We start from the raw sequence: 22166 nt of genomic DNA, 5'->3' as shown, positions 1-22166 counted from the left end.
GTGATTTGCGGTCATTGCATGCCGCCTTCTGGACCTGCCGAACCTGCGGCAGCGTACAGATACTTCTGGAAATCAACGAACACACGCCGCACCTGCTCCGGCTTGCCTAGTTCTGCGAAAGCATCGGCAAGGGCGTTCTTGTATTTGAGCTTCAGCAACGGCGAGAGCTTTTCCTGGTCAAGCTCATCGACGCCCTGCGCGACATACTGCGCCAAGACGAAATCGACGAAGGCTGTCTGCTTGTCAGTGAACGCGGCGGCGCTGGCGACCTTGGCGGCCTCAGCGCGTTCGGCACGAGTGACGGGGTCCGCAGCGAAGGCGACAAACGCCAGGACATCAAACAGATCGCTGTTCTCGGCCTCGATGATCTTCTGCATTTCGGCGAGGGGTTCTTTGCTGAACCCCTTCTCCGCCAGACCCGCGAGAAGCGCTTTGCGCGTGTCAGGCGCTGACCAGATTCTCCGAAGCTCGTCTTCGTCCTTGAAGAACTCTGGCAAGGTGCCGTAAAGCACCTCCAGAAACTGCGCCGCCGACATCGGGCGACCGTCAGCGCTCCAGAACGTCGTCGCCGTCATGCTCTGGATACTGCGCGACTTGCCGTCCGCCAGCTTCACCTTGATCTTCTGACGCGGCGGCTCTGGCTCCGGCAGAGGGCCAGGCAGCTCCGGTGGATTTCCGCCTCCGCCCCCGCCACCTTTCGGCGGCTCCGGCTCGATGGGCTCACCATCCCATTCGGGATCGCTAAAGTGATGATGAGCCTTCACGAAATCGTAGATCGTGAAGTAGTCCTTACCGTCATAGAGCCGCGTCCCGCGCCCGATGATCTGCTTGAACTCAATCATCGATTTGACGGGCCGCATCAGGACGACGTTGCGCACGTTGCGGGCATCAACGCCGGTCGAGAGCTTCATCGACGTAGTGAGGATCGTCGGGATCGTCTTCTCGTTGTCCTGGAATTCACGCAGGTGCTGATCACCAAGCGAACCATCGTTGGCCGTGACCCGGACGCAGTAAAGCGGGTCGCTGCTGGTCTTCATCTGGTTGATCAGATCACGCACGGCCAGTGCGTGGGCCTGGTTGGCGCAGAAGACGATGGTCTTCTCGCGCTGGTCAATCATTCCCATCAGGAGCTTGACGCGGTACGCCTCTCGCTCCTTGATCTCGATGATTTTGTTGAAGTCCTTCTCTTCATATCGCTTTCCGACCTCGATCTGTCCTTCAACGACATCGTCGTCAGCTGTGTAGACATATTCATCGAGCGTGGTCGCGATCTGCTTGACCTTGAACGGTGTCAGGAAGCCGTCGTTGATGCCTTCCTTCAGTGAGTAGACATACACCGGCTCCCCGAAATACGCATAGGTATCCGTGTTGTTGGTGCGCTTCGGCGTAGCGGTGAGGCCAAGCTGCACCGCAGGCGAGAAGTAGTTGAGGATCTCGCGCCAGGTGCTTTCATCATTCGCGCCGCCGCGATGGCATTCATCGATCACGATGAAGTCGAAGAAGTCCGGCGGGTACTCCCCGAAATACGGCGCGCCACCGGGGCCGCTCATGAAGGTCTGGAAGATGGTGAAGAAGATGTTGCCGTTCTTCGGCACACGCCCCTTCTTCCGGATGTCGGCAGGATCGATGCGCACGAGCGCATCGTCCGGAAACGCCGAGAAGGCGTTGTACGCCTGGTCGGCCAGTATGTTGCGATCAGCCAGAAAGAGAATGCGCGGACGGCGTGTCGGCTCGCTCCCGCTCTTCCAATCAGCAACATTCCACCGACTCTGGAACAGCTTCCAGGCAAGCTGGAACGCAATGAACGTTTTGCCCGTACCGGTCGCGAGCGTCAGCAGGACGCGATCACGCCCTGAAGCAATGGCTTCGAGGACACGCGTGATGGCGATGTCCTGGTAATACCGGCCCTGCCATGTGCCACCCTTGTCCTCAAACGGGATGGCCGCGAAGCGGTCACGCCAGACGTTATCGACAGCGAAGGTCAGTTCCCACAGCTCGTCCGGACTTGGATACGCGGCAACATCACCCTCAACGCCCGTGTGCATGTCGATGCCATAGATGGCCTGGCCGTTGGTCGCATAGGTGTGACGCACCGCCAGCTTGGCCGCATAGCTCTTAGCCTGGCCGACCCCTTCGGTATACGGCTTGTCCCAAGCCTTGGCCTCGATCACGGCAAGCTTGGTGTTGCGGTAAACAAGAACGTAGTCGGCGATTTCAGCCTTGGCGCGCTTGCCGCCCCCCTGCAAACGGCCTTGTGTGATGCCGTGTTCGCGCAGGACCCGGCTGCCTTCGATGACGCCCCAGCCAGCGGTCTTTAGAGCAGGGTCAATATACTCGGCACGGGTCTCTGCTTCGTTCATGCCACGGCTTCCAAGTGCTTGCCTGCCGCCCTAGCCGTTAACTTGCCGGTGAATGCTTGATGTAAGAGTGACTTCTTAAGTTCATCAAGGGCGGTGAGCTTTTGAGATTGAATCCCAGCCAGTCTTGTACATTCTTGGCGTAGCCGATCGAACCGATGAATGATGTCGGCTTGAATGGGAAGTGGAGGCACCACGACAGGCAAGTCAGCGATGATCCCCATGTTCAGGCCCTCCATGATCGAACCCTTGGCTTGGGAACTGAGATAGCCGCGGGCGCGCGGATCGTGCAAAAAGTACGCATGCAGGAAATCCGGCAAGCACGTCGTTTGATCCAGTGTGATACAGCAAAGGTGTTTGGTATTAATGGCAAGCGGAATGTCGTCAGGCACTACCGCGCATCGACCACACGTTCCCATGATCGTGATTAACACGTCACCGGGCAGCACACGGTAGCGGGATAACTGGCGGTACTTTTCTGCCGTGATGTAGCGTCTTCGGTCCCACCGGAACTCATTGGTAACAGCATTGTCGATGCCGAGAACGGCGACCCCTTCTTCTACGAACTCGCCGTGCAATAGCTGACTGCCAAACGGGCCAGTCCGCATGGCACCTTTGTGAGCAGCCGCGATGGCAGAGACCTTGAGAATTGGCCAGGCCGAACGGTCGTATTTCTCGACGATGCTGCCATATCCAGCGGTTGAAAGGTCGCGGGCACTTTGCCGGTTCTTTTCAGTATTCGCCTTAGCTATGCCCATTGCGTCCAAGGCTTCGTCGAGGATCGCGACGAGCCGGCGCTGTTCATTGATTGGAGGAAATGAGATTTCAAGCTCTTTTAGCTTTGCCTTATTAAGGGTTCTGCCCTTGATCTTGTGATCTCCTTGTGTCGCCAGTTCCCAATTAAACCCGTCAAAGAAATATCTTAAGTATCTGGCGTCTATGAGATTTGGATCGCGCACCGAAATTGCCGCGATTGCCTCGTTCGTAAATAAATCCCGGCCAGCGAATGCAGTTCTTCCAATTGTTAGCTTGAAGCTGAGAAGTAACGTTCCGGTTCGAACAATTTTGCCAGCGGATGCCCCGGCGTACGTCAGATATTCCCTGCTGTCGGTGACAAAGCCGTCCTCCTGGTTTAGCAAATCAGCGATTGAAAGCCATATATTTCCGCTAGTTCTAGAGTTATCCCACATGCGCGGGTCATCTCGCGAAGGAGTCCTCCCAAGTTCAATTGAGCAGAGGTCCTCTAAACGAATTCGATTCCATCCGTCCATCACGCCACGAGCTCCCGGATCGTTGCCAATGCATCGGCGCTCTCCGTATCGAGTGCGGCGATCTCATCTAGGACATCTTGCGGGCTTCGCAATTCGACATCGTCGCTGCCGTTTGGGTTTTTGACCGAAAGGTCGAAGTTGGCCGTGTCAATGGCGGCTGAGTCCAGCGACCAGCTTTTGGGTGAGTCGGCGAAACTGGCTTGGAGCGTGACGAACTCCGCTAAGTCGTCATCGTTGATTGGGGTGGTCTTGCCGAGGCTGCGGCCCGGGGTGAGCTGGTAGTACCAGATCTTGCGCGTGGGCGCGCCCTTCTCGAAGAACAGCACAACAGTCTTGACGCCAGCGCCCTGGAACGTGCCGCCGGGGCAATCTAACACTGTGTGCAAGTTACAGTTCTCTAACAGGAGCTTGCGAATGCTTCCAGAGGCATTGTCGTTGTTAGAAAGGAAGGTGTTCTTAATTACGATAGCCGCACGACCGCCAGCCTTCAGTGACTTGATGAAATGCTGTAGGAACAGGAAGGCCGTTTCACCAGTTTTGATTGGGAAATTCTGCTGAACTTCCTTCCGTTCCTTGCCGCCAAACGGGGGGTTTGCAAGGATCACGTCGTATCGATCCTTCTCCTGAATGTCGGCAATGTTTTCGGCCAACGTGTTGGCATGGATCACGTTCGGGGCCTCGATGCCATGCAGGATCATGTTCATGATCGCGATGACATAGGCGAGACTCTTCTTTTCCTTGCCGTAGAAAGTCTTCGTCTGCAGCGTCTTAAGGTCGTCGGCCTTGGTCGCCTTCGGGCTCAGATAGTCGAAAGCCTCGCACAGGAATCCTGCCGAGCCGCATGCTCCATCGTAGATGCGCTCGCCGATCTTCGGATCGGTCACTTTGATCATGGCGCGGATCAGCGGACGGGGCGTGTAGTACTCGCCGCCGTTGCGCCCGGCGTTGCCCATGTTCTTGATCTTGGCTTCGTACAGGTGCGACAGCTCGTGCTTCTCGGTCTGCGACCGGAAGCGCAACTCGTCCACCAGCTCGATCACGTCGCGCAGGTTGTAGCCGCTCTGGATCTTGTTCTTGATCTCGCCGAAGACCTCGCCGATCTTGTATTCGATGGTGTTCGGGCCGCTGGCGCGCTGCTTGAAGCCGCCGAGGTAGGGGAAAAGCTTCTGATTTACGAAGTCGCGCAAGTCGTCGCCGGTCAGGGCGGCGTTGTGGTCGAGCTTCCCTGTGGCGTTCTTTGGGGCAGCCCATGCTTCCCAGCGAAAAGCTTCATCGAGGATGAAGCTGTACGTCCGTCCCTCAAGCTCTGCTTCCGACGCTTTGTCGTGCTCCAGGGCGTCGAGGTACTTGAGGAACAGGAGCCAGGACGATTGCTCTGTGTAGTCGAGTTCGCTCGTGCAGCCGGAATCCTTGTGCAGGATGTCGTCGATGTTCTTGAAGGTCTGCTCAAACATGCTCTGAAAAGTCTCTCTCTGGTTGTGACACCGCTTCGGGTGCAGCGCCATCCATCTGGTTTATCGGGGTGATGGGGAGGTGTAAAGGCGCTTTCGAGCCCTTCGGTCGCTTGGGAGGGTAACCGGTTGTTGATAGTCGAAAACGCCGGATGGGCCTGGGGCCGATTCCTGCCTATCAAACGCGGCGAAAACGCGACGAAGTTCGCATCTCAGCACCTGCTTTCAGAAGGTCGGAAGGGCGTTCCTGCCCTCCCGCCGTCAGCCCGCCCGAGGGCCTTGTTGTCCTTGGTCTAGCACCAGTCCGTCTTGAGCCAGCAAGCGCGACGCGCTTCTCCACTCCGTTTCGACCCATGGGTGCCCGGCATCCAGCCTGGAGCTCTACCGGCCTTACAAGGCCGCACAGGGCGGCCTCCGACACAGGAGGAAGACATGAACACCCACATCCCAACCATCGAAACGCTGCTGGGCAAGACGACGGACGAACTGAACGCGATTTTCCGCAAGGCAGTCGAAGCGGCTTTTTCAGCGGAAACCAGCACCCAGGAACAGGAATGCGACGCAGCGCGCCAGACGGCGGTCAACTGCCGGGTGGCCCTGAAGTCACTACATAAACCTGAAATCTGAGGTCGCCTGATCGGCATCGAAGCCCTATGCGAAGCGAACTTCTGGCAATGGCCTGCACGACAGATTCGCCACAAACTCGCCACAAGCCCAAAAATGCCACTGGAGAAAACGGCGGATTTCTGCGGATTAAAACGGACTCATTTTTGTGGCAAAAAGTGCTGACTTCTCCATTTTCTTTCCAGAATCATGGGCTAAGCCATTGATTTTAAATGGAGCGGGCGACGAGTCTCGAACTCGCGACCTACAGCTTGGGAAGCCAGATAAGTACTTGAAATTACAGGCTTCTATCCGGGTCTCGCCACAGATTTGCCACAAGAAAATGGGCGACCTTGCCATAACCGGCAATACCGGTCGTGAATTGGGCATCTTCAATTAGCCTACAGATAATTAAACGAGAGAGTCAAGCAACTCGGACGGCGCACGCTTCATGGTGGAGATCATCCCTTGCCTGCGGCTCTTTTTATCCTCGGCGCGACGTATGAGATGGGCATAGACATCGAAGGTCGTGCTGATGTCGGTGTGCCCCATGAGCGTCTTGACCTTGGCAAGGTCGGTTCCCTGTGCAATGAGCACCGACGCGAAGTAGTGCCGTAGGGCGTATGGCGCGTACTTGGACCGCACGACGTCCTTCCCCGCCTCGATGGAGACCTCCACAAGGCCAGCCTTGCGGCAGACTTCATCGAAGCACCGCTTCCGCCAGTTGTCCTGTGACTGCCAATGTCCGGTGGCGGTTGGGAACGCCAGATTATGATTATTTGGTTGGTCTAATGTGGCAACGTACTCACGGACCATTTCGATCGTTACGTCGCTGAGTTCGATGAAGCGCCGTGCCGCAAGCGTCTTGGGGACTGTGAGGTCTCCGCTTTTATCGACTGCGCGTTCGATCGTCACGCCACCGTCGAAGAAGCTGCTCGCGGCTACCGCAACATATTCCTGCGGTCTCATGCCGGAGTCCACGGCGAGGTACAGCATGGGGCGATAACGCTTCCACGTTTTGGCGACGCGTAGGTTCGGTGAGTTGGCAAGATCGTCCGCCGCCTGAAGCAGCGCGGCGATCTCGGCCTCGGTCGGGATAGCAACCGGCTCGTCGTATCGCGTTTCCTTGCGAACACTCACATTGCTTGCCGCGTTGATGTCGACTTCGCCGCGCGTCGCCATCTCGGAAAGAACGCCATGGAAGTAGGTCAGCGTCTTCGCCGCGAGATAGCGACCATGCTCTTTAATGAGCCAGGATCTGAATGCAACAACATGCGGCTTGGTCAGGCCACGAAGATCAGCGGGCCACTCGTAGGCCTTCATGATTTCAGCGACGTAGCGGTAGTACTTGTGCGTGGCTCTTGTGACAGGCGGGCGGCCGTCACGGCCTTCTTTTTCGCACACGTCGAGCCAGAGCAAAACAGCTTGGGGGATGGTGAGCGAGTGCGGTTTGGCCGAGGTTTCTTTCGGAGATTCACGAAACGCGCGCGCTTCCTTGAGCGTCTCGAAGGTCTTGTATGAATAGCCGTTGCTGCTGCCGCTATCGGGATAGCGGACCTGGTACGTGACGCCTTTTCTGCCTGTCTTCTTCCTGATGTCGGACATGATTCTGCATACCTGCCTCAGAGTCCCGGTTCAAGTCCTTTTCGCAAGGTCGCGACACTTATCTTCGCGTTGTTTTCGGCGTTGACCTGCATGCGGATATAGATGTCGAGCAGCGTGTTCTTGTCGATCTTGAGACGCTTGTCGATCGGGTCGACGAAGAAGGGCAGTTTTCGTTTGCCGCTGGGGTCCGGGTCAGCGGCGCGCTTGATCTGCCGGTAGGTGAGATGGATGCCAATGTCTGCGAGCGCGAGCCGCGCTCCTTCAATGCCGATATACGTTGGTGTGCTCATCCGGTCCTCCCTGACTCAGATTTTGTAATCTTCAGCGGCGCTGCGGTACGGCCCGTCGCTAAATAGCTTGCTGAGCTTGCGGCCGTCCTTGGCTTTCAGCTCAACAGGCGAACCACGGCCGTCACTTGGATTCACATAAAGAGTCGCACCCTGCGAGAACGCCAGCGCATGGACGCTTTCCAGCTCTACCAACTGTTCGAAGATGGCCTGCCGAAGTTGGGCCATTGTGAGCTCGCCGCGTATCGTGATCTGCATCTAAGGACATCGCCTCCCAAGCCATTGATCTAATTTGAGTCTGACTGTGGAAAGTTGAGGATTCCTTAATTTCACATATTTCTGGTTGCATGGCACAACAGAAAAGCGAGGTGGTCAGTCCGGGGCAGCCCGCTGCGGTCCGGGCACGCCCGCAGCGCGAGGAACAGGAGAGGAAGGGCGCCGGCAGGCGAACCTAAAGTGCAGACATCGGACCACGACCTTGGAGGCCTCGATGTCAACTTCATATCTTTCGACCCGGGATCTTTGCGAGCGCTTTCGCTGCTCCAGCCGCACGCTCTTTCGGCGAATGCGCAGGCCGCGCAACCCCTTCCCGCTGCCGGCGATCGTGCATGCCGGCAGCTTCAATCTCTGGGATGCCGGCGACATCGCCGCTTGGGAGCTCCGCGAGCGCGAGCGCACCCGCGACGAGGCCCGCAATCTCCCGTCCCTCCTTTCCTTTGGAGGTCAGCCATGAACGCCAGCACCAAATCCCCCCGCGCCTATGCGCTGTACCGCAAGCTCGTAGCCGAAGCCAACGAGCGCACGATCGAGCTTTGCAAGGACACCGATCTGACCGATGCCGAACTCTGGTGGTGCGACCTCTCGCCGCTGGAAGCCTGGGTCTTCGGCATCGAGCCTTCGCTGCTGAACGCGCTCGTGATCGGCTGGGTGCGCTATCAGGACATGGTGGACTGCACCGACCTCGAATTCGCGGACTTCCGCGAGGAAGAGCGCGCCGCTTTCCCGAAGCTGTTTCAGGGCGAGCGCGTCGTGACGTTCGAGGGCGCGGTAGGCTTCCTGATGGAGGCCTGCGAGCTGCCGCAGGTGCAATCGATGATGTGGGTCTGCCGGACCTTCGTGCAGAACGCCAGAAGCGGTTTGTACGAAGCGCCAACCGATGCGCCGCCCTGGGCGCACGGCGATGTGAACCCGGCCGGCCTGTTCAACGATCCTGACTGCTGGACGCTTGAAGGGGCGCGTGGGTATTGGTAGCACTGCATATTTCCGCGTGCGGAAGCTGTGGGGCCGAGCTAATACTTTTCGTGGTTCATCAAGGCGCGCAGGTGGCGCGCCTCGTTCGCATAGCTCCTCGCTCTGTTGACTTCGTCCTCAAGAGCTTCAATCGAGAGCTGGGATTCCTGAGTATCCAGCGACTTTTCGACATGCTGCACCAAGCGGAACAGCGTTTCGGCCGCGATGAGTACCAGGTCTTGAAAGGGTTCGTCGATGTATGCATCACCTACTGGCTTGTTGCGCTTGACTCCGTGCCAGGCTGGGTTCTTCATGAACGAAGGCGTGCTTCCATCGCCGAACGTCACCAGGTATCCATGGACCAGGCTGTTGCGGTACTCGTTCAAATCCTCGGCCGCCTTTGCTGCCACTTTGAGGACCGCGTTGCACTTTGTGCTGAGCTTGGGATTGCCTTCACCGAGACGCTTGAACTGATCTTCGGACTTCATCTTCTCGGTGAACGGTCGCTCCCCGTTCACGTCGGTTTCCGTCAAAGTCCAAAGGGCACGTTCTAAGGTGGTCTCGAACAACCCGTAGGCCACGATGAACGCGCCTATGAGCATCAATCGATCGGGGGGCAGGCCCAGTCTGAGCAGCCACGCCTGTATGCCGAGTGATCTGGCTTGATAGTCGTATATTGGCATCGTTCTTCCGGAAACGTGTTGGTCCTATTTCCACATTACTGCGTTCGCAGCCGTGCGCAACGCAGGAATACGTTCCTGTTTCCAACAGCGTGTGCATATTGCTATGTTCACGGTATGTTCTCATCCCTCGCGAAGCAAAAGGTCGCGCATTTCGGCCTGTGGGCCGACGAATGCCGTGACCACGAGATGGCCAAGGCCGCGCTGACGATCCTGCGCGACGCGTTCATCCGCTGCAGGGACGACGACGTGCGCAGCGCTGAGCTCGACGAGGTCTTGCACTGGATCGAACACCGCTCAATCCGCAAGCACCCGGTTCGGTGCTTTCGCGCGTCGCTCGATATCCAGCATCCATGTGAGAGGCGCGCCGCCATGACGGATGCCTATGTCCGGGTGATGCGGGAGCTCGGTCTCTACAACGGTCGCCTATAGTCGTCGTTGCTGGCGAAAGTTCCTTCAGAAGGAGGGCAGTTTGGCTGATTGCACGACTCAGAAACTTGTCATCGACAAGAGCTTCCTTGACGGCGCGTCAACGACGCAAGTCCGTGACGTTGTCGCGCGGTATCACGCTCTTGTCATTGAGCCGCTTTTCTATGAGTTGATGACGACAGAGAAGCCCGATATGCAGCGCAAGGCGTTTGCAAAGTTTCCTCCGGAGCCCGGATCGTTCAGTCTGATTCCTAACATTGGAACCCTGCTGCGCAACGAGCTTGAAAGACGCGAGCCCTTGCGGCGGCTGGAAGGGTGTGCGATCGAAGGGGTGCACAAGTTCAATGATGGGCTTCGCGACGGGAACTACGTCCCAAACGGACAGGTTCTCGAAGACCTGCAGGCATGGGAAGCTGAGGTCGTGGGTTCGACACAAACTTTTCTGGAAATGTCTCAATCGGTGCATCAGTTTTTCCCGGAACTCAGCGGCATTGAGTTTCGAGATTTTCCTGCTGCGATTGCAACCGCGCGCCAGACAGTTGCGACGAGCCAGGACCGAGTGATGCAGATTTTCGCGCAATTGCGAACTCAGGACGAGACCTCGATGCTGCCGCCTGAAATTGTCGGACCCGATTGGATCTCGTACCGCTTCCTTCAGTGCCACCTTCTTGCGGCACTCCGCCTCTTCGGCAAACATCAAGGAAACATCAATGTCACGCCGGGAGTCCGGCTCAGAGCCGAACATGCGATGCATGATCTGGAGTACGTATTGGCTGGTTCAATGGTCGGCGGTATTGCGACTAACGACAGAGAAGTTGAGGAAGACTTCCGCCTACTCTGTCCCGGCGGGCTGGTCATCAAGCCCATGCGTGGCGAAACCGATTCCTCTGAGATCTGCCAGCCTTGACGATCCTGAGGTATCTCCGTTCCGAGGCCGACTAACCCTGTCGCTCAACTTCCGTTCATCGCGTTGTCAGCACGCGCGCCGGAGCCTGAAAAATCTCCTCGCGATGCCGTTTCAGGAACGGACGGATGTCGCTGTGATCGCGCGATTTCAGCGTCATGCCGGGATGGATGTTGAGAGCGATCTCGTCCGCCTTCCGCATCTTTTCGCTGATCAGGATCCTGAACGCATCGTCGAACGAGATCAGCCCGATATCAAACGCCTTGTCGATGTGAGGCGCAAGCAGGAGACCGTTCGAGACGCCAAGCCTTTCGACACGCGTGGTGCAAAGACGCCAGGGCAGGATGTGCGATGCGATCAGCAAGGCGGGATCGGCGCAGTTCGTCACCGCACAACCGCGCCACCGTTTTACGAGCGCATCCCTGAACCACCCCTGCCCGACGCGGGCCTTGATCAGGGCGTCCTTCTCGGTTTCACTCAGCGGTGCATCGGTCAGGAATTGCTGAAACGCCGGATCTTCCGCAGGGTCCTCAGCGCCGCCAAACGGATCGGGGGGCGGCGCGTGGGCCGAAGGAACGCCGCGCACAAGTTCGTAGTTGCCACTAAAAGGATCGTACGCATGGGCGTACCAGCTGCTCTCGTCCAGAAGCCGCTTCGACGCACGCGCGGATACCTGCGCCGAATCTTCCTCATCGGGGGTCTCGCCATCCAGCACAACCATCCGGATCGGCAGCTGCTTGCTTCTGGCCTCGTAAACGGCGCGATCGAAGGCGTGCGCTTTAACGATTTTGCCCCTGAGGCGCTGCGCCTCGCTCGACGTTCTGTCCGGAGCGGCGAGCGCGTTCCCAAGGTCCCTGGAGTAGCCCTTCGAGCTTCCCTCGTGGACCAGGTGATCGCCCTTTACAGCCAGATCCTTCCACCACACGCAGACGACAATCGGCGCACCGCTTCCGCCAAACGTCCATTGAGAGTTCTTGTAGGTATTCGTGTTCGGGTTGAGAATTTCTTCGCCGTTCTTGTCGACGGCCCAGCCACTCACATCGACACCAGCCTGTTCAACAAGCTGGCGCACGGGCGGAGAGTGCGTCGGCCGCAAGGCCAGCAGGACTTCGTTCGGTAATGTCATGGCTGAAGTATCGGCGGTCAGGATTGCGGCGAGACAGCCGCAACGGGCGGGCTGCTGGTCCAGGACTGAAGCCGCTTGACCCAGGCGTCGAGTGCCATCGCCTGTTCGGCAAGATAGTCATAGTGGTCATACACGCGCCATGTCCCGGGCAGTCGATGCCCGAGCATGATTTCTGCGACGTGTGGCTCCGTCAGCGTCGAGAAGTTGGTCCGCGCCGTCTTGCGCAAGTCGTGGATCGACCAATGCTCCATCTCGTATTTCTCATGCCGTCGCAGCCACTGCATGACGTTGTAGGGCAGCGCCAGCGGTGCGCTTGTGCCCATCGCGTCCTTGCTGCCGCTATTCGTAAACAAGAAAGCGCTGTCCTTGCTGAGCTGCATCGCTTCCTCGATCAGCGCCTGCGTGTGCTGCGTGATCGGGCGGAGCAACGGCTTGCCGGAGCTCTTGCCGAGCTTGTGGTTCTCGGGCGGTATCGTCCAGATCTTCGTCTTGAAGTCGAATTGCGCCTTCTCGGCGGCGCGCAGCTCGCCGTTGCGGCAACCGTAGATCAGGCAGAGCCTGAGGAAGATCTTGTTCTTCAGCGTGATGCGGGAGAGCTCGATCGCGCGCCAGACGCGGATCACTTCCTCCTGCGACAACGACCGCGATCCTGCAACCTTCTTGATCTGAAGATCTTCGCGCGCATTGATTTCAACGAGCGGGTTCGACGGGATCATCTGCCGCTTGACGCCCCATTTGAGCATCTGCTTCGCGTTGGTCAGGATGCGATCGGCGATGCCCGGTCGCATGGCCGCCTGCTTCTCTAAAAGGTCGAGCCATTCATGCAGCGTGACCTTGTCGGCAGGAAGCTTGCCGATGCGTGGAAAGACGTGCAGCTCGAAGGAGCGCAGCACATCGTGATGGCCCTTCTTGTTTTTCTTGCAGTACACCTCGTACCACGTCCGGAACAGAGACTCGACTGAATCTGCCTGCAGCACTGCCTGCTTGGCGAGTGCCCGCACGATGCGCGGGTCGTGCCCCTGCTCCAGCTGCGCGCGCAGACGCTCTGCCTGCACCCGCGCATCCTTGAGGCCAAGGCCCGGATACGAGCCGAGATCGGCGCGGCTGTGCTGGCCGTCATAGCGGTAGCGCAGCTGGAAGACGACCTTGCCTTTCGGGGTGATGCGAACCCCGAGACCGTCGCGGTCGGCGAATTCAGTGAGCTTGTCGCGCGGCTTGCCGGCGTTCGCTTTCAGCCACGTATCGGTGAGACCCATGATGCACCTCGCTTGCGTACATATTCTGAGGCAAGCGGAAGGCGAGCGTTTATGTACGCAGTCATGTACACGAAATGCGTGTCACGACCTGTCATCTCCTGTCTTCGCCTGTCCGTCTGCCTCTGCCGGCTTCCCTCGGAAACCGCCCGCTTCGCAGGCTGGAACGTCCTGGCTTGCGACCCCTTGTCGCTCAGGATGCGCTAGGGGTGGGAGATGATCGCAAAAGTGCGGCGGCGGCGGGTTTCGGAGGCGAATGTCATGGAGTGAACGCGATGCGCGCTCACGGGCGCGGGCGGCAGAAGGCAAAGCCCGCAATTTTACCGAGCGGCCCGCCTGCGCGCCGCTCGGTCTTGCATTTACATCGGTGGCGTAAAGCCGTTTCGGCCTACCAACAGGCTCGAGGCGGTCGGTTGTCCGTCCTTAAGCTGGGCGGTAACGACGACCTTCGCGCCCTGGACCAGCAATGCCGACTGATCATCCTGGGCGGGCTTGAACGTGACGATCGGCGTGCCGGGTGGGACGATCACGGTCTTTTCGCCCTCCGGGTATTTGAGGCTCAGCTTGAGTCCGCCGCGGCCCGATGAGGGTGCGGCGCCCAGCGACGAGACAGTGGCGTTGGTCATGGTTCCATTGGGCATGTAGTCCCAGGGACGGAAACCTTCGCCGGTCCCGCGCATGGATTCGGGGAACACCAGGACTTCAATGGCCCGCTGGGTGCCATCGGGTTGCGGCAGCGAACCCGCTCCGACAAAGCTGTTGGCCTTGATCGCGGCCGGGGTCAAGGGGAGCACTTCCAGGACCCGCAGGTTGGCAGGGCGCACCATGGTGACCACTTCGCCGCTGCGGTCCTTGACGGTCAGCGACTTTGCATCGACATGCACGATGACGCCTCGTACGCGAACTGCCTGATTGGCTGAAGGCGCCGACGTCTGCGCCGAGGAGGCCACCGGCAGCGCGGCAATGGCGGCAGAGGCGGCAATCACGAACGAAGTGGCAAGAGCTCGAGCTTTGGACATGTTGTAGACGCCTGTGGGCGACGTTGATGGTTGCAGGGGCGTGTTGGAGGTATTGGAGTCTAGGACGGATCAAAAAAGGCTGTTGGCGAGGTTTTGCGAGCAAGCGCTAAAATCCGCCGTTCCGAGGAGCGTTGCAGCGCCGCCAGGCGTGAGGCTCGGACCACCATCGCAACCACGCTCACCCGCTGTCTCGCGGTGAGTCCTTTTCCCCGAACGCAGTGGCATCTTTCAAACTCGCTTTGGAGCCAACATGAGCGCCGTTCTCAAGACCCCGTCTTCCTCCGACCAGGCCATTGCCGACATTTCCCTTGCCGCCTGGGGCCGCAAGGAAATCCGCATCGCCGAAACCGAAATGCCCGGCCTGATGGCCATCCGCGAAGAGTTCGCCAAGAGCCAACCGCTGAAGGGCGCCCGCATCACCGGATCGCTGCACATGACGATCCAGACCGCCGTGCTGATCGAAACCCTGCAGGCGCTGGGTGCCGACGTGCGCTGGGCGTCGTGCAACATCTTCTCGACGCAGGACCATGCCGCTGCCGCCATCGCCGCTGCCGGCACGCCAGTGTTCGCGATCAAGGGCGAATCGCTGGAGGACTACTGGGATTACACCCACCGCATCTTCGATTTCGGCGCCAAGGGCTCGGCCGGCGAAGGCCCCAACATGATCCTGGACGACGGCGGCGACGCCACGCTGCTGATGCACCTCGGCCAACGCGCCGAGAAGGACCAGAGCGTCCTGGCCAACCCGACCAGCGACGAAGAGCGCATTCTCTATGCGGCCATCAAGGCGAAGCTGGCGGTGGATGCCACCTGGTACACCCGCAAGTCGGCTGAAATCATCGGCGTGACCGAGGAAACCACCACCGGCGTTCATCGCCTGAACGAGATGAGCGCCAAGGGCACGCTGCTGTTCCGCGCGATCAACGTCAACGATTCGGTCACCAAGAGCAAGTTCGACAATCTCTACGGTTGCCGTGAATCGCTGGTGGACGGTATCAAGCGCGCCACCGACGTGATGATCGCAGGCAAGGTGGCGTGCGTGGCCGGCTACGGCGACGTGGGCAAGGGTTCGGCCCAGGCACTGCGCGCATTGAGCGCCCAGGTGTGGGTCACCGAAATCGACCCCATCAATGCACTGCAGGCCGCCATGGAAGGGTACAAAGTCGTCACCATGGAATACGCCGCTGACAAGGCCGACATTTTCGTGACCACCACGGGCAACCGCGACGTGATCCGCCACGAGCACATGCAGGCGATGAAGGATCAGGCGATCGTCTGCAACATTGGGCACTTCGACAACGAGATCGAAGTGGCGTCGCTGGACAAGTACGAGTGGGAAGAAATCAAGCCGCAGGTCGACCACATCACCTTCCCTGATGGCAAGAAGATCATCCTGCTGGCCAAGGGCCGACTGGTGAACCTGGGCTGCGGCACGGGTCACCCGAGCTTCGTGATGTCTTCGTCTTTCGCGAACCAGACCATCGCGCAGATCGAACTCTTCACCAAGCCGGACGCCTACAAGGCAGGCAAGGTTTATGTGCTGCCCAAGCACCTCGACGAAAAGGTCGCACGCCTTCACCTGAAGAAGGTCGGCGCCATGCTGACCGAGTTGACCGACGCTCAGGCCGCCTACATCGGCGTCGACAAGAACGGCCCTTACAAGCCGGACACCTACCGCTATTGAGCGGGCACGGACGTAGCGGTTTGCGCGCGGATCAGTTGCTCGTCGAACGCGGACTTGCCGCGTCGCGCTCGCAAGCAGTTCGGCTCATCGCGGGCGGGTTGCGGTGGCGCGACGGCACGACCTGGCGCGTGGTCGGCAAGAACCGGGACGAAATCCCCGATACGGCGGAGCTTGAACTGCTCGATCCGGCCGAGGCACGCTACGTTTCCCGAGGCGGGCTCAAGCTCGAAGGAGCGCTGGTCTCGACGGGGATCCAGCCTCGCGGCAAGCGCTGTCTCGATGTCGGGCAATCGACCGGTGGCTTTACGGACTGCCTGTTGCAGCAAGGCGCCGAACACGTGGTCGGAGTCGACGTAGGACACGGTCAGCTTCATCCACGCATTCGTGAGGATGCGCGTGTGACTGCAGTCGAAGGCGTCAACGCTCGCGCGCTTTGTGCCGAAGACTGGGAATCGCCTGAATCAGCTGAATCGTCCGAAGATTCGGCGTTCGACCTGATCGTGGGCGATTTGTCTTTCATTTCGCTCACTCTCGTACTGCCTGCTTTGACGCCATTGCTCAAGGCCGATGGCGACTTGCTGATGTTGGCAAAGCCACAGTTCGAGCTGCAGCCCGGTCAGGTTGGCAAGGGCGGGATCGTGCGCGATCCCTTGCTGTACGGCGTTGTCGAGCAGCGGCTTCGCGATGCTTGCGCAGCGCTCGGCCTGCGAGTGGAGCGCTGGCTCGACAGCCCAATTGCGGGTGGCGACGGCAATCGCGAATTTTTCATCCATGCCGTTCATGCGAATGGCAAACAGGGAGCCGGCCGTGCGCCTTCCGCTGAGTTTTGAATTCTTTCCACCCAAGACGCCCGAAGGCGCGATCAAGCTGAGAGCCGTTCGGCAGCAGCTCTATGCGCGCGAGCCCCAGTTCTGCTCGGTCACCTACGGTGCGGGTGGGTCCACGCACGAGGGCACGTTCGGCACGGTTCGCGAGATCCTGGGCGAAGGCGTCGACGCCGCTTGCCATTTCTCGTGCATCGGGGCGACGAAGTCGACCATTCGCACGCAACTGGCGGAACTGAAGGCGATGGGCGTCAAGCGCCTCGTCGCTCTGAGGGGCGACCTGCCCAGTGGCTACGGCATCGGCGGCGAGTTTCTCTACGCGAGTGATCTCGTCGCCTTCATTCGTGCCGAGACCGGCCGCGATTTCCACATCGAAGTGGCTTGCTATCCCGAAGTGCATCCGCAGGCCCGTTCGCCCGAGGCGGATCTGCAGGCTTTTGCGGCCAAGGTGCATGCTGGTGCGGATTCAGCCATCACGCAGTATTTCTTCAGCGCCGACGCTTACTGGCGCTTCGTCGACGATGCACGTGCCATGGGCCTGGACACGCCGATCGTGCCGGGCATCATGCCGATCACGAGTTCGACGCAACTGATGCGTTTCTCGGACGCTTGCGGCGCCGAAATCCCACGCTGGGTCCGCCTTCGGCTGCAAAGCTACGGCGACGACCTCGCGTCGATCAAATCTTTTGGCCTGGACGTGGTTGCGGCCTTGTGCGAGCGCCTGCGCGTAGGTGGCGCTCCCGCGCTGCACTTCTACACAATGAATCAGTCGGTCGCGACGCTGGGCGTTCTGCAGCGTCTCGGTTGGAGCGAATGAGGGCCAGCGTCCGCTTTGCAAGACAAGCGGCGGCGGTGATCGCGGCAGTGTTGCTTGCAGCCTGCTCGACCCAGAGCGCCGCGCCAGACGTCGATGGCGCCCCGAGCAAGCTACGGCCGCTGGCGAAGCAGCCCGCGCTGCCGGCTGGCGCACCACCTCGGTCGCAGGTGCCGTCCGTGCGCTACGACCTTGCAGTGTCCGGCGCGGGCGAACTGGCACCGGACGATGGCATTCCGGGCGACCGCGAGATCTTCGAGCGAGGCGGGGCATCGTGGTACGGCATTCAGTTTCATCAACGCAAGACTGCGAACGGCGAGCGCTTCGACATGACCGCAATGACGGCAGCGCACAAGACCTTGCCGTTCAATACGCGCGTGTGCGTCCGCAGTCTTGTGAATGGGCGCGAGGTGCTGGTCCGAATCAACGATCGCGGCCCGTATGCGTCCGGACGAATCATCGACCTGAGCCGCGCCGCAGCCGAGTCGATTGGCTTGCTGGGGCTTGGAATCAAGCAGGTCGCCCTGTCGATCATGGACAAGGAAACCGGCAGCTGCGGCGGCGCGGCAGTCGGCGCCAGCGACCCGCCGCCAAGTACATCGGAGAACGCGGCACCCAGGGCAACACGTAAGGTCGCCCCGCGCAAGCGGCGCTAAAGGCGGAAGGGCGGAAGGGGTGGCTCGAGCGCGAGGAAGTCAGCCGCCGCTGTCCAGCGAAGAGCCCGCGTGACGATCTTGCGCAAGGCGCTCCGCCATCTCGGGCAAGGCCGCTGCCAGCAAGGGCTTCAGCGTGTACGGCGGGTTGATGAGGAACATTCCGCTGGCGGGCAGCCCCGGACGATGTTTTGCGCCCGAATCGTCGGTCAAGATCTTGCTCGACTTGACGGTCAAAGTGGCGTGCAGCCACGATTTGCCGGCCTTCGTGGCCAGCGTCTTCAGCCGCCGCGGCAGGTCGTGCGCCTCCGGGCGCGGGATGATCGGATACCAGACGGCATAGGTGCCGGTCGCGAAACGCTTGAGCGCTTCGGCCACGAAATCGAGAACGCGCCCGTAGTCGCTCTTGATTTCATAGCTGGGGTCGCAAAGCACCAGCGCTCGGCGCGACGGCGGCGGCAGGAACTTCGTCGCGCTGCCGAAACCATCGTCGCGCAGAACGGTGATCTGGCGCCCGGCTTCGAGTTGGGCGATGTTGGCGTCGAGCGTGCGTGCGTCCGTCGGATGCAGTTCGAACAGCTTCAGCTTGTCGTAATCGCGCAGCAGATGGTGCGTGATGAACGGAGAACCTGGGTAGATGCGCGCCCCGCCCTTGGGATTGAAATCGCGCACCACTTCAAGATAGCGGGCGAGCGCATCGCTGACGGGAGAGGCGCTCGCAGCGCCTGGTGTTGCTGGCGCGGAAAGCAGTCGAAGGACCCCGTCGACAGCTTCGCCGCTGGTGCCGGCGTAGTCCCCGTCCAGGCGGTAAAGTCCGGCGCCGGCATGAGTGTCGACGACGGTGAGCGCGGCCTCTTTTTCGAGGAGGTGGTCGAGCGTGGCAATCAGCACCGTGTGCTTGAGCACGTCCGCGTGATTACCGGCGTGAAAGGCGTGGCGGTAGCTGAACATCCCCCGATGGTAATGGGCCGGCTCTGAAACTGCGCCAATATTGCTGCTTGACAGCAATATTTCATATAATCGCGGGCTTCGCAGCGTTTTGTGGCCCCGCGGCGAAGGCGAAACTCCCACCTAAGAGATTCCCACCAGAGGAACACCGACCGTGGAAAAGGGCCTGCCAAACCCTCTTCAAAGAGAAACTCATGACCAAAACGTTCAGCGCAAAGCCCGCTGACGTGACGCACGAGTGGTTTGTGATTGACGCGACCGACAAGGTCCTCGGACGAGTAGCCAGCGAAGTTGCTCTCCGTTTGCGCGGCAAACACAAGGCCATTTACACGCCTCACGTCGATACCGGTGACTTCATCGTCATCATCAATGCAGCCCAGCTGCGTGTCACCGGCGCCAAGCCGCTCGACAAGGTGTACTACCGCCACTCGGGCTATCCGGGCGGCATCACGGCCACCAACTTCCGCGACATGCAAGCCAAGCACCCAGGCCGCGCCCTGGAAAAGGCCGTCAAGGGCATGCTGCCCAAGGGCCCCCTCGGCTACGCGATGATCAAGAAACTCAAGGTGTACGGTGGCGCAGAGCACCCGCATACCGCCCAACAGCCCAAAGTGCTGGAACTGTAAGGAGCCTTGAGAATGATTGGTGAATGGAACAATGGCACCGGCCGTCGCAAATCGAGCGTCGCCCGTGTGTTTCTGAAAAAAGGCAGCGGCAAGATCACGGTCAACGGCAAGGACATCCAAGAGTTCTTTGGCCGCGAAACCTCGATCATGATCGCCAAGCAACCCCTCTTCTTGACGAACAATGTCGAAACCTTCGACATCATGGTCAATGTGGCTGGCGGCGGTGAGTCGGGCCAAGCTGGCGCGACGCGCCATGGCATCACCCGCGCCCTGATCGACTACGACGCGTCGCTCAAGCCGGCGCTGAGCCAAGCTGGCTTCGTGACGCGTGACGCGCGCGAAGTGGAACGCAAGAAGGTCGGTCTGCATTCCGCACGCCGCCGCAAGCAGTTCTCCAAGCGTTAAGCCACAGCGCCCTTTGGGCTTGTTGCCCGAACAGTCAAAAAACCGCCTTCGGGCGGTTTTTTATTGGTTGAAGTAGCATCCACCGATCGGCCGCGTGTTCGGCCCCATAGGAGTCCTCTCAAATGAGCGCCGTTGCAGAAAATATTCAAACCCAGATGCCTGAGCCGATCGTCTTCACTGATAGCGCGGCTGCCAAGGTTGCCGACCTGATCGCCGAAGAAGGCAATCCCGATCTCAAGCTGCGCGTGTTCGTGCAAGGCGGGGGTTGTTCCGGCTTCCAGTATGGCTTCACATTCGACGAAATCACGAACGAAGACGACACCACGATGACCAAGAACGGGGTGTCCTTGCTGATCGACGCGATGAGCTACCAGTACCTCGTGGGCGCCGAGATCGACTACAAGGAAGATCTCCAGGGTGCGCAATTCGTCATCAAGAATCCGAATGCCACCAGCACTTGCGGCTGCGGATCGAGCTTCACTGCTTGACCAAGTGACCGGACATGTGACCGGAACTTCAGCAACTTTCTCAAAGCCGCCTTCAGGCGGCTTTTTGCTGCCTGTCCTTCCGTAGGCCAATGACCGCATCGGAATCCCCGCCCAAGAGCCTGCTTTGGCTGGTGGCCATCGGCTTTTTCATGCAGACGCTCGATGCCACCATCATCAACACTGCGCTGCCGGCCATGGCGGCCAGCCTTGGGGAAAGTCCGTTGCGCATGCAGTCCGTGGTAGTGGCCTACGCGCTCACGATGGCCATGTTGATTCCCGCTTCGGGTTGGCTGGCGGATCGCTTTGGAACGCGGCGGATTTTCTTTTTCGCGATCGTGCTGTTCGTCGCGGGCTCGGTGCTATGCGCCTTTTCGCGCGACATTGCGCAATTGGTGGCTTCACGCGTGGTTCAGGGGATGGGGGGTGCGCTCCTGCTGCCTGTGGGGCGATTGGCATTGCTTCGATCCGTGCCCCGCGCGCAATTCCTCGCGGCCATGAGCTTCGTGGCGATCCCTGGCCTCATCGGCCCGCTCCTGGGGCCAACCTTGGGCGGCTGGCTCGTGCAATACGCGTCATGGCACTGGATTTTCCTCATCAACGTTCCTGTGGGCCTGATCGGGTGTTTTGTGACGGTGCGGGTCATGCCGGACCTCCGCGCGGCCGATCGGCGCCGTTTTGACATGGTCGGTTACGCGCTCCTGGCTTTTGGCATGGTCGCGATTTCGCTTGCGATCGATGGAGTGTCCGGCCTCGGATTGCGACAGGTGGGGGTGCTGGTGCTTCTGGTGTTCGGATTCGCGAGCATCACCGCCTATTGGCTGCATGCTGTGCGGCGTCCATATCCGCTGTTCGAGCCGGCTCTGTTCGGCATTCCGACGCTCAGCATCGGTTTGCTGGGCAACCTTTTTTCGCGTCTGGGCAGTGGCTGCATGCCGTTTCTGATCCCGCTGCTGCTCCAGGTGTCGATGGGCTATTCACCCTTGGGGGCCGGGCTCATGATGCTGCCAATCGCGCTTGCCGGCATGGCGATGAAGCGGTTCGCGACGCCGCTGATCACGCGCTATGGCTACCGGACCGTTCTGGTCGTCAACACGTCGCTCGTGGGCCTCACGATGGCGAGCTTCGGCCTTGCGACGCCGAATCAGCCGGTTGCGCTCCACATCCTTCAATTGATTGCGTTCGGAGCAGTCAATTCACTGCAGTTCACGGCCATGAACACCATCACGCTCAAAGATCTGGACGGAAGCATGGCCAGCGCCGGCAACAGTCTCTTGTCCATGGTGCAGATGCTGGCGATGAGCATGGGCGTGGCCGCCGCCAGTGCGGTCCTGTCGGGCTACAGCGGCATGTTCGGCAGTGCGACGCCGCTCGCAACACTGCATGCGTTCGAAGCCACGTTCGCCAGCATGGGACTGGTCACTTTGGCTTCGGCACTGATCTTCTGGAATCTTCCGCCGGAAGCGCGAGCGGTTCAGCCGGCGCAGCCCGAAGTTTCCGGACAGGGCTGAA

General features: G+C 59.8%; 24 protein-coding genes and 1 riboswitch. Of the genes, 13 read left to right on the top strand and 11 right to left on the bottom strand.

Going from position 1 to position 22166, the window contains the following annotated elements; translation table 11 throughout:
- Positions 1–11: 11 nt before the first annotated feature.
- Genes hsdR through AC1DSF_RS01135 form a run of 3 tightly spaced genes read right to left on the bottom strand, consistent with a single transcriptional unit; the run spans position 12 to position 5082 of the window.
- On the bottom strand, positions 12–2360 hold the full coding sequence (hsdR, locus tag AC1DSF_RS01145; RefSeq protein ID WP_478182186.1) for an EcoAI/FtnUII family type I restriction enzme subunit R: 2349 nt from the start codon (positions 2358–2360) through the stop codon (positions 12–14).
- Positions 2357–3628 carry a restriction endonuclease subunit S gene (locus AC1DSF_RS01140; RefSeq protein WP_478182322.1) on the bottom strand — a complete coding sequence of 424 codons (1272 nt, stop codon included), beginning with the start codon at positions 3626–3628 and terminating at the stop codon, positions 2357–2359. Before AC1DSF_RS01140 ends, hsdR begins: the two co-directional genes overlap by 4 nt.
- Complete coding sequence (locus AC1DSF_RS01135) at positions 3628–5082, bottom strand: class I SAM-dependent DNA methyltransferase (protein ID WP_478182185.1); 1455 nt, start codon at positions 5080–5082, stop codon at positions 3628–3630. The genes AC1DSF_RS01140 and AC1DSF_RS01135 overlap by 1 nt, the downstream gene beginning before the upstream one ends.
- 429 nt (positions 5083–5511) lie before the next feature.
- Here AC1DSF_RS01135 and AC1DSF_RS01130 point away from each other — a divergent pair, with 429 nt between their 5' ends.
- Positions 5512–5706 (top strand): hypothetical protein, encoded by a 195-nt coding sequence (locus tag AC1DSF_RS01130; protein WP_478182184.1) that lies wholly within the window; start codon positions 5512–5514, stop codon positions 5704–5706.
- A 387-nt stretch (positions 5707–6093) separates the two neighbouring features.
- On the opposite strand, the gene AC1DSF_RS01125 is transcribed toward AC1DSF_RS01130, so the two are convergent.
- Genes AC1DSF_RS01125 through AC1DSF_RS01115 form a run of 3 tightly spaced genes read right to left on the bottom strand, consistent with a single transcriptional unit; the run spans position 6094 to position 7832 of the window.
- Positions 6094–7287 (bottom strand): tyrosine-type recombinase/integrase, encoded by a 1194-nt coding sequence (locus AC1DSF_RS01125; RefSeq protein ID WP_478182183.1) that lies wholly within the window; start codon positions 7285–7287, stop codon positions 6094–6096.
- Positions 7288–7304: 17 nt separating this feature from the next.
- On the bottom strand, positions 7305–7577 hold the full coding sequence (locus tag AC1DSF_RS01120) for a hypothetical protein (protein ID WP_478182182.1): 273 nt from the start codon (positions 7575–7577) through the stop codon (positions 7305–7307).
- Positions 7578–7592: 15 nt separating this feature from the next.
- Positions 7593–7832, bottom strand: coding sequence for a hypothetical protein (locus tag AC1DSF_RS01115; protein WP_478182181.1), 240 nt, complete (start codon positions 7830–7832; stop codon positions 7593–7595).
- A gap of 232 nt (positions 7833–8064) precedes the next feature.
- Between AC1DSF_RS01115 and AC1DSF_RS01110 the strand changes: the two genes are divergently transcribed.
- Complete coding sequence (locus AC1DSF_RS01110) at positions 8065–8307, top strand: hypothetical protein (protein ID WP_478182180.1); 243 nt, start codon at positions 8065–8067, stop codon at positions 8305–8307.
- A complete protein-coding gene (locus AC1DSF_RS01105; protein WP_478182179.1) occupies positions 8304–8825 on the top strand; it encodes a hypothetical protein in 522 nt (173 codons plus the stop codon). The genes AC1DSF_RS01110 and AC1DSF_RS01105 overlap by 4 nt, the downstream gene beginning before the upstream one ends.
- A 38-nt stretch (positions 8826–8863) precedes the next feature.
- Here AC1DSF_RS01105 and AC1DSF_RS01100 read toward each other — a convergent pair whose 3' ends face one another.
- The gene (locus AC1DSF_RS01100; RefSeq protein ID WP_478182178.1) at positions 8864–9487 is read right to left on the bottom strand and encodes a hypothetical protein; all 624 of its coding nucleotides are present in this window, start codon (positions 9485–9487) and stop codon (positions 8864–8866) included.
- A 114-nt stretch (positions 9488–9601) separates the two neighbouring features.
- Here AC1DSF_RS01100 and AC1DSF_RS01095 point away from each other — a divergent pair, with 114 nt between their 5' ends.
- Entirely contained in the window at positions 9602–9916 is a 315-nt protein-coding gene (locus AC1DSF_RS01095; RefSeq protein WP_478182177.1) for a hypothetical protein, read from the top strand.
- Between the two features lie 40 nt (positions 9917–9956).
- The gene (locus AC1DSF_RS01090) at positions 9957–10820 is read left to right on the top strand and encodes a hypothetical protein (RefSeq protein ID WP_478182176.1); all 864 of its coding nucleotides are present in this window, start codon (positions 9957–9959) and stop codon (positions 10818–10820) included.
- 55 nt (positions 10821–10875) lie between these two features.
- On the opposite strand, the gene AC1DSF_RS01085 is transcribed toward AC1DSF_RS01090, so the two are convergent.
- From AC1DSF_RS01085 to AC1DSF_RS01075, 3 genes are all read right to left on the bottom strand, one after another.
- On the bottom strand, positions 10876–11943 hold the full coding sequence (locus AC1DSF_RS01085) for an HNH endonuclease (RefSeq protein WP_478182175.1): 1068 nt from the start codon (positions 11941–11943) through the stop codon (positions 10876–10878).
- Between the two features lie 17 nt (positions 11944–11960).
- The gene (locus AC1DSF_RS01080) at positions 11961–13199 is read right to left on the bottom strand and encodes a tyrosine-type recombinase/integrase (RefSeq protein WP_478182174.1); all 1239 of its coding nucleotides are present in this window, start codon (positions 13197–13199) and stop codon (positions 11961–11963) included.
- 356 nt (positions 13200–13555) lie between these two features.
- Positions 13556–14215, bottom strand: a complete 660-nt coding sequence (locus tag AC1DSF_RS01075; RefSeq protein WP_478124898.1) for a hypothetical protein — start codon at positions 14213–14215, stop codon at positions 13556–13558.
- A 117-nt stretch (positions 14216–14332) separates the two neighbouring features.
- Positions 14333–14402, top strand: a riboswitch (S-adenosyl-L-homocysteine riboswitch).
- A 63-nt stretch (positions 14403–14465) separates the two neighbouring features.
- Here AC1DSF_RS01075 and ahcY point away from each other — a divergent pair.
- From ahcY to AC1DSF_RS01055, 4 genes are read left to right on the top strand one after another with little or no spacing between them, the layout of a single operon-like run.
- Complete coding sequence (ahcY, locus tag AC1DSF_RS01070) at positions 14466–15899, top strand: adenosylhomocysteinase (protein WP_478124897.1); 1434 nt, start codon at positions 14466–14468, stop codon at positions 15897–15899.
- Positions 15900–15919: 20 nt separating this feature from the next.
- A complete protein-coding gene (locus tag AC1DSF_RS01065; RefSeq protein WP_478124896.1) occupies positions 15920–16729 on the top strand; it encodes a TlyA family RNA methyltransferase in 810 nt (269 codons plus the stop codon).
- Positions 16707–17540, top strand: coding sequence for a methylenetetrahydrofolate reductase [NAD(P)H] (gene metF, locus AC1DSF_RS01060; RefSeq protein ID WP_478124895.1), 834 nt, complete (start codon positions 16707–16709; stop codon positions 17538–17540). The genes AC1DSF_RS01065 and metF overlap by 23 nt, the downstream gene beginning before the upstream one ends.
- The gene (locus AC1DSF_RS01055; protein WP_478124894.1) at positions 17537–18193 is read left to right on the top strand and encodes a septal ring lytic transglycosylase RlpA family protein; all 657 of its coding nucleotides are present in this window, start codon (positions 17537–17539) and stop codon (positions 18191–18193) included. Before metF ends, AC1DSF_RS01055 begins: the two co-directional genes overlap by 4 nt.
- A 39-nt stretch (positions 18194–18232) precedes the next feature.
- Here AC1DSF_RS01055 and AC1DSF_RS01050 read toward each other — a convergent pair whose 3' ends face one another.
- A complete protein-coding gene (locus AC1DSF_RS01050) occupies positions 18233–19141 on the bottom strand; it encodes a 23S rRNA (adenine(2030)-N(6))-methyltransferase RlmJ (RefSeq protein ID WP_478124893.1) in 909 nt (302 codons plus the stop codon).
- Between the two features lie 191 nt (positions 19142–19332).
- Here AC1DSF_RS01050 and rplM point away from each other — a divergent pair, with 191 nt between their 5' ends.
- The 4 genes from rplM to mdtD all read left to right on the top strand — a co-directional run bounded on the left by rplM (position 19333) and on the right by mdtD (position 22165).
- Positions 19333–19764 (top strand): 50S ribosomal protein L13, encoded by a 432-nt coding sequence (rplM, locus tag AC1DSF_RS01045; protein ID WP_028249522.1) that lies wholly within the window; start codon positions 19333–19335, stop codon positions 19762–19764.
- Between the two features lie 12 nt (positions 19765–19776).
- Positions 19777–20169 (top strand): 30S ribosomal protein S9, encoded by a 393-nt coding sequence (gene rpsI, locus AC1DSF_RS01040; protein WP_478124892.1) that lies wholly within the window; start codon positions 19777–19779, stop codon positions 20167–20169.
- Between the two features lie 122 nt (positions 20170–20291).
- Positions 20292–20657 carry an iron-sulfur cluster insertion protein ErpA gene (gene erpA, locus AC1DSF_RS01035; RefSeq protein WP_307699061.1) on the top strand — a complete coding sequence of 122 codons (366 nt, stop codon included), beginning with the start codon at positions 20292–20294 and terminating at the stop codon, positions 20655–20657.
- 89 nt (positions 20658–20746) lie between these two features.
- Positions 20747–22165 (top strand): multidrug transporter subunit MdtD, encoded by a 1419-nt coding sequence (mdtD, locus tag AC1DSF_RS01030; protein ID WP_478182173.1) that lies wholly within the window; start codon positions 20747–20749, stop codon positions 22163–22165.
- The last annotated feature ends 1 nt before the right edge of the window (position 22166 follow it).

The organism is Variovorax sp. 01N429 (genome assembly GCF_056399425.1).
The sequence above is the reverse complement of the archived record's forward strand: the minus strand, read 5'-3'. Positions and strand labels throughout refer to the sequence as shown.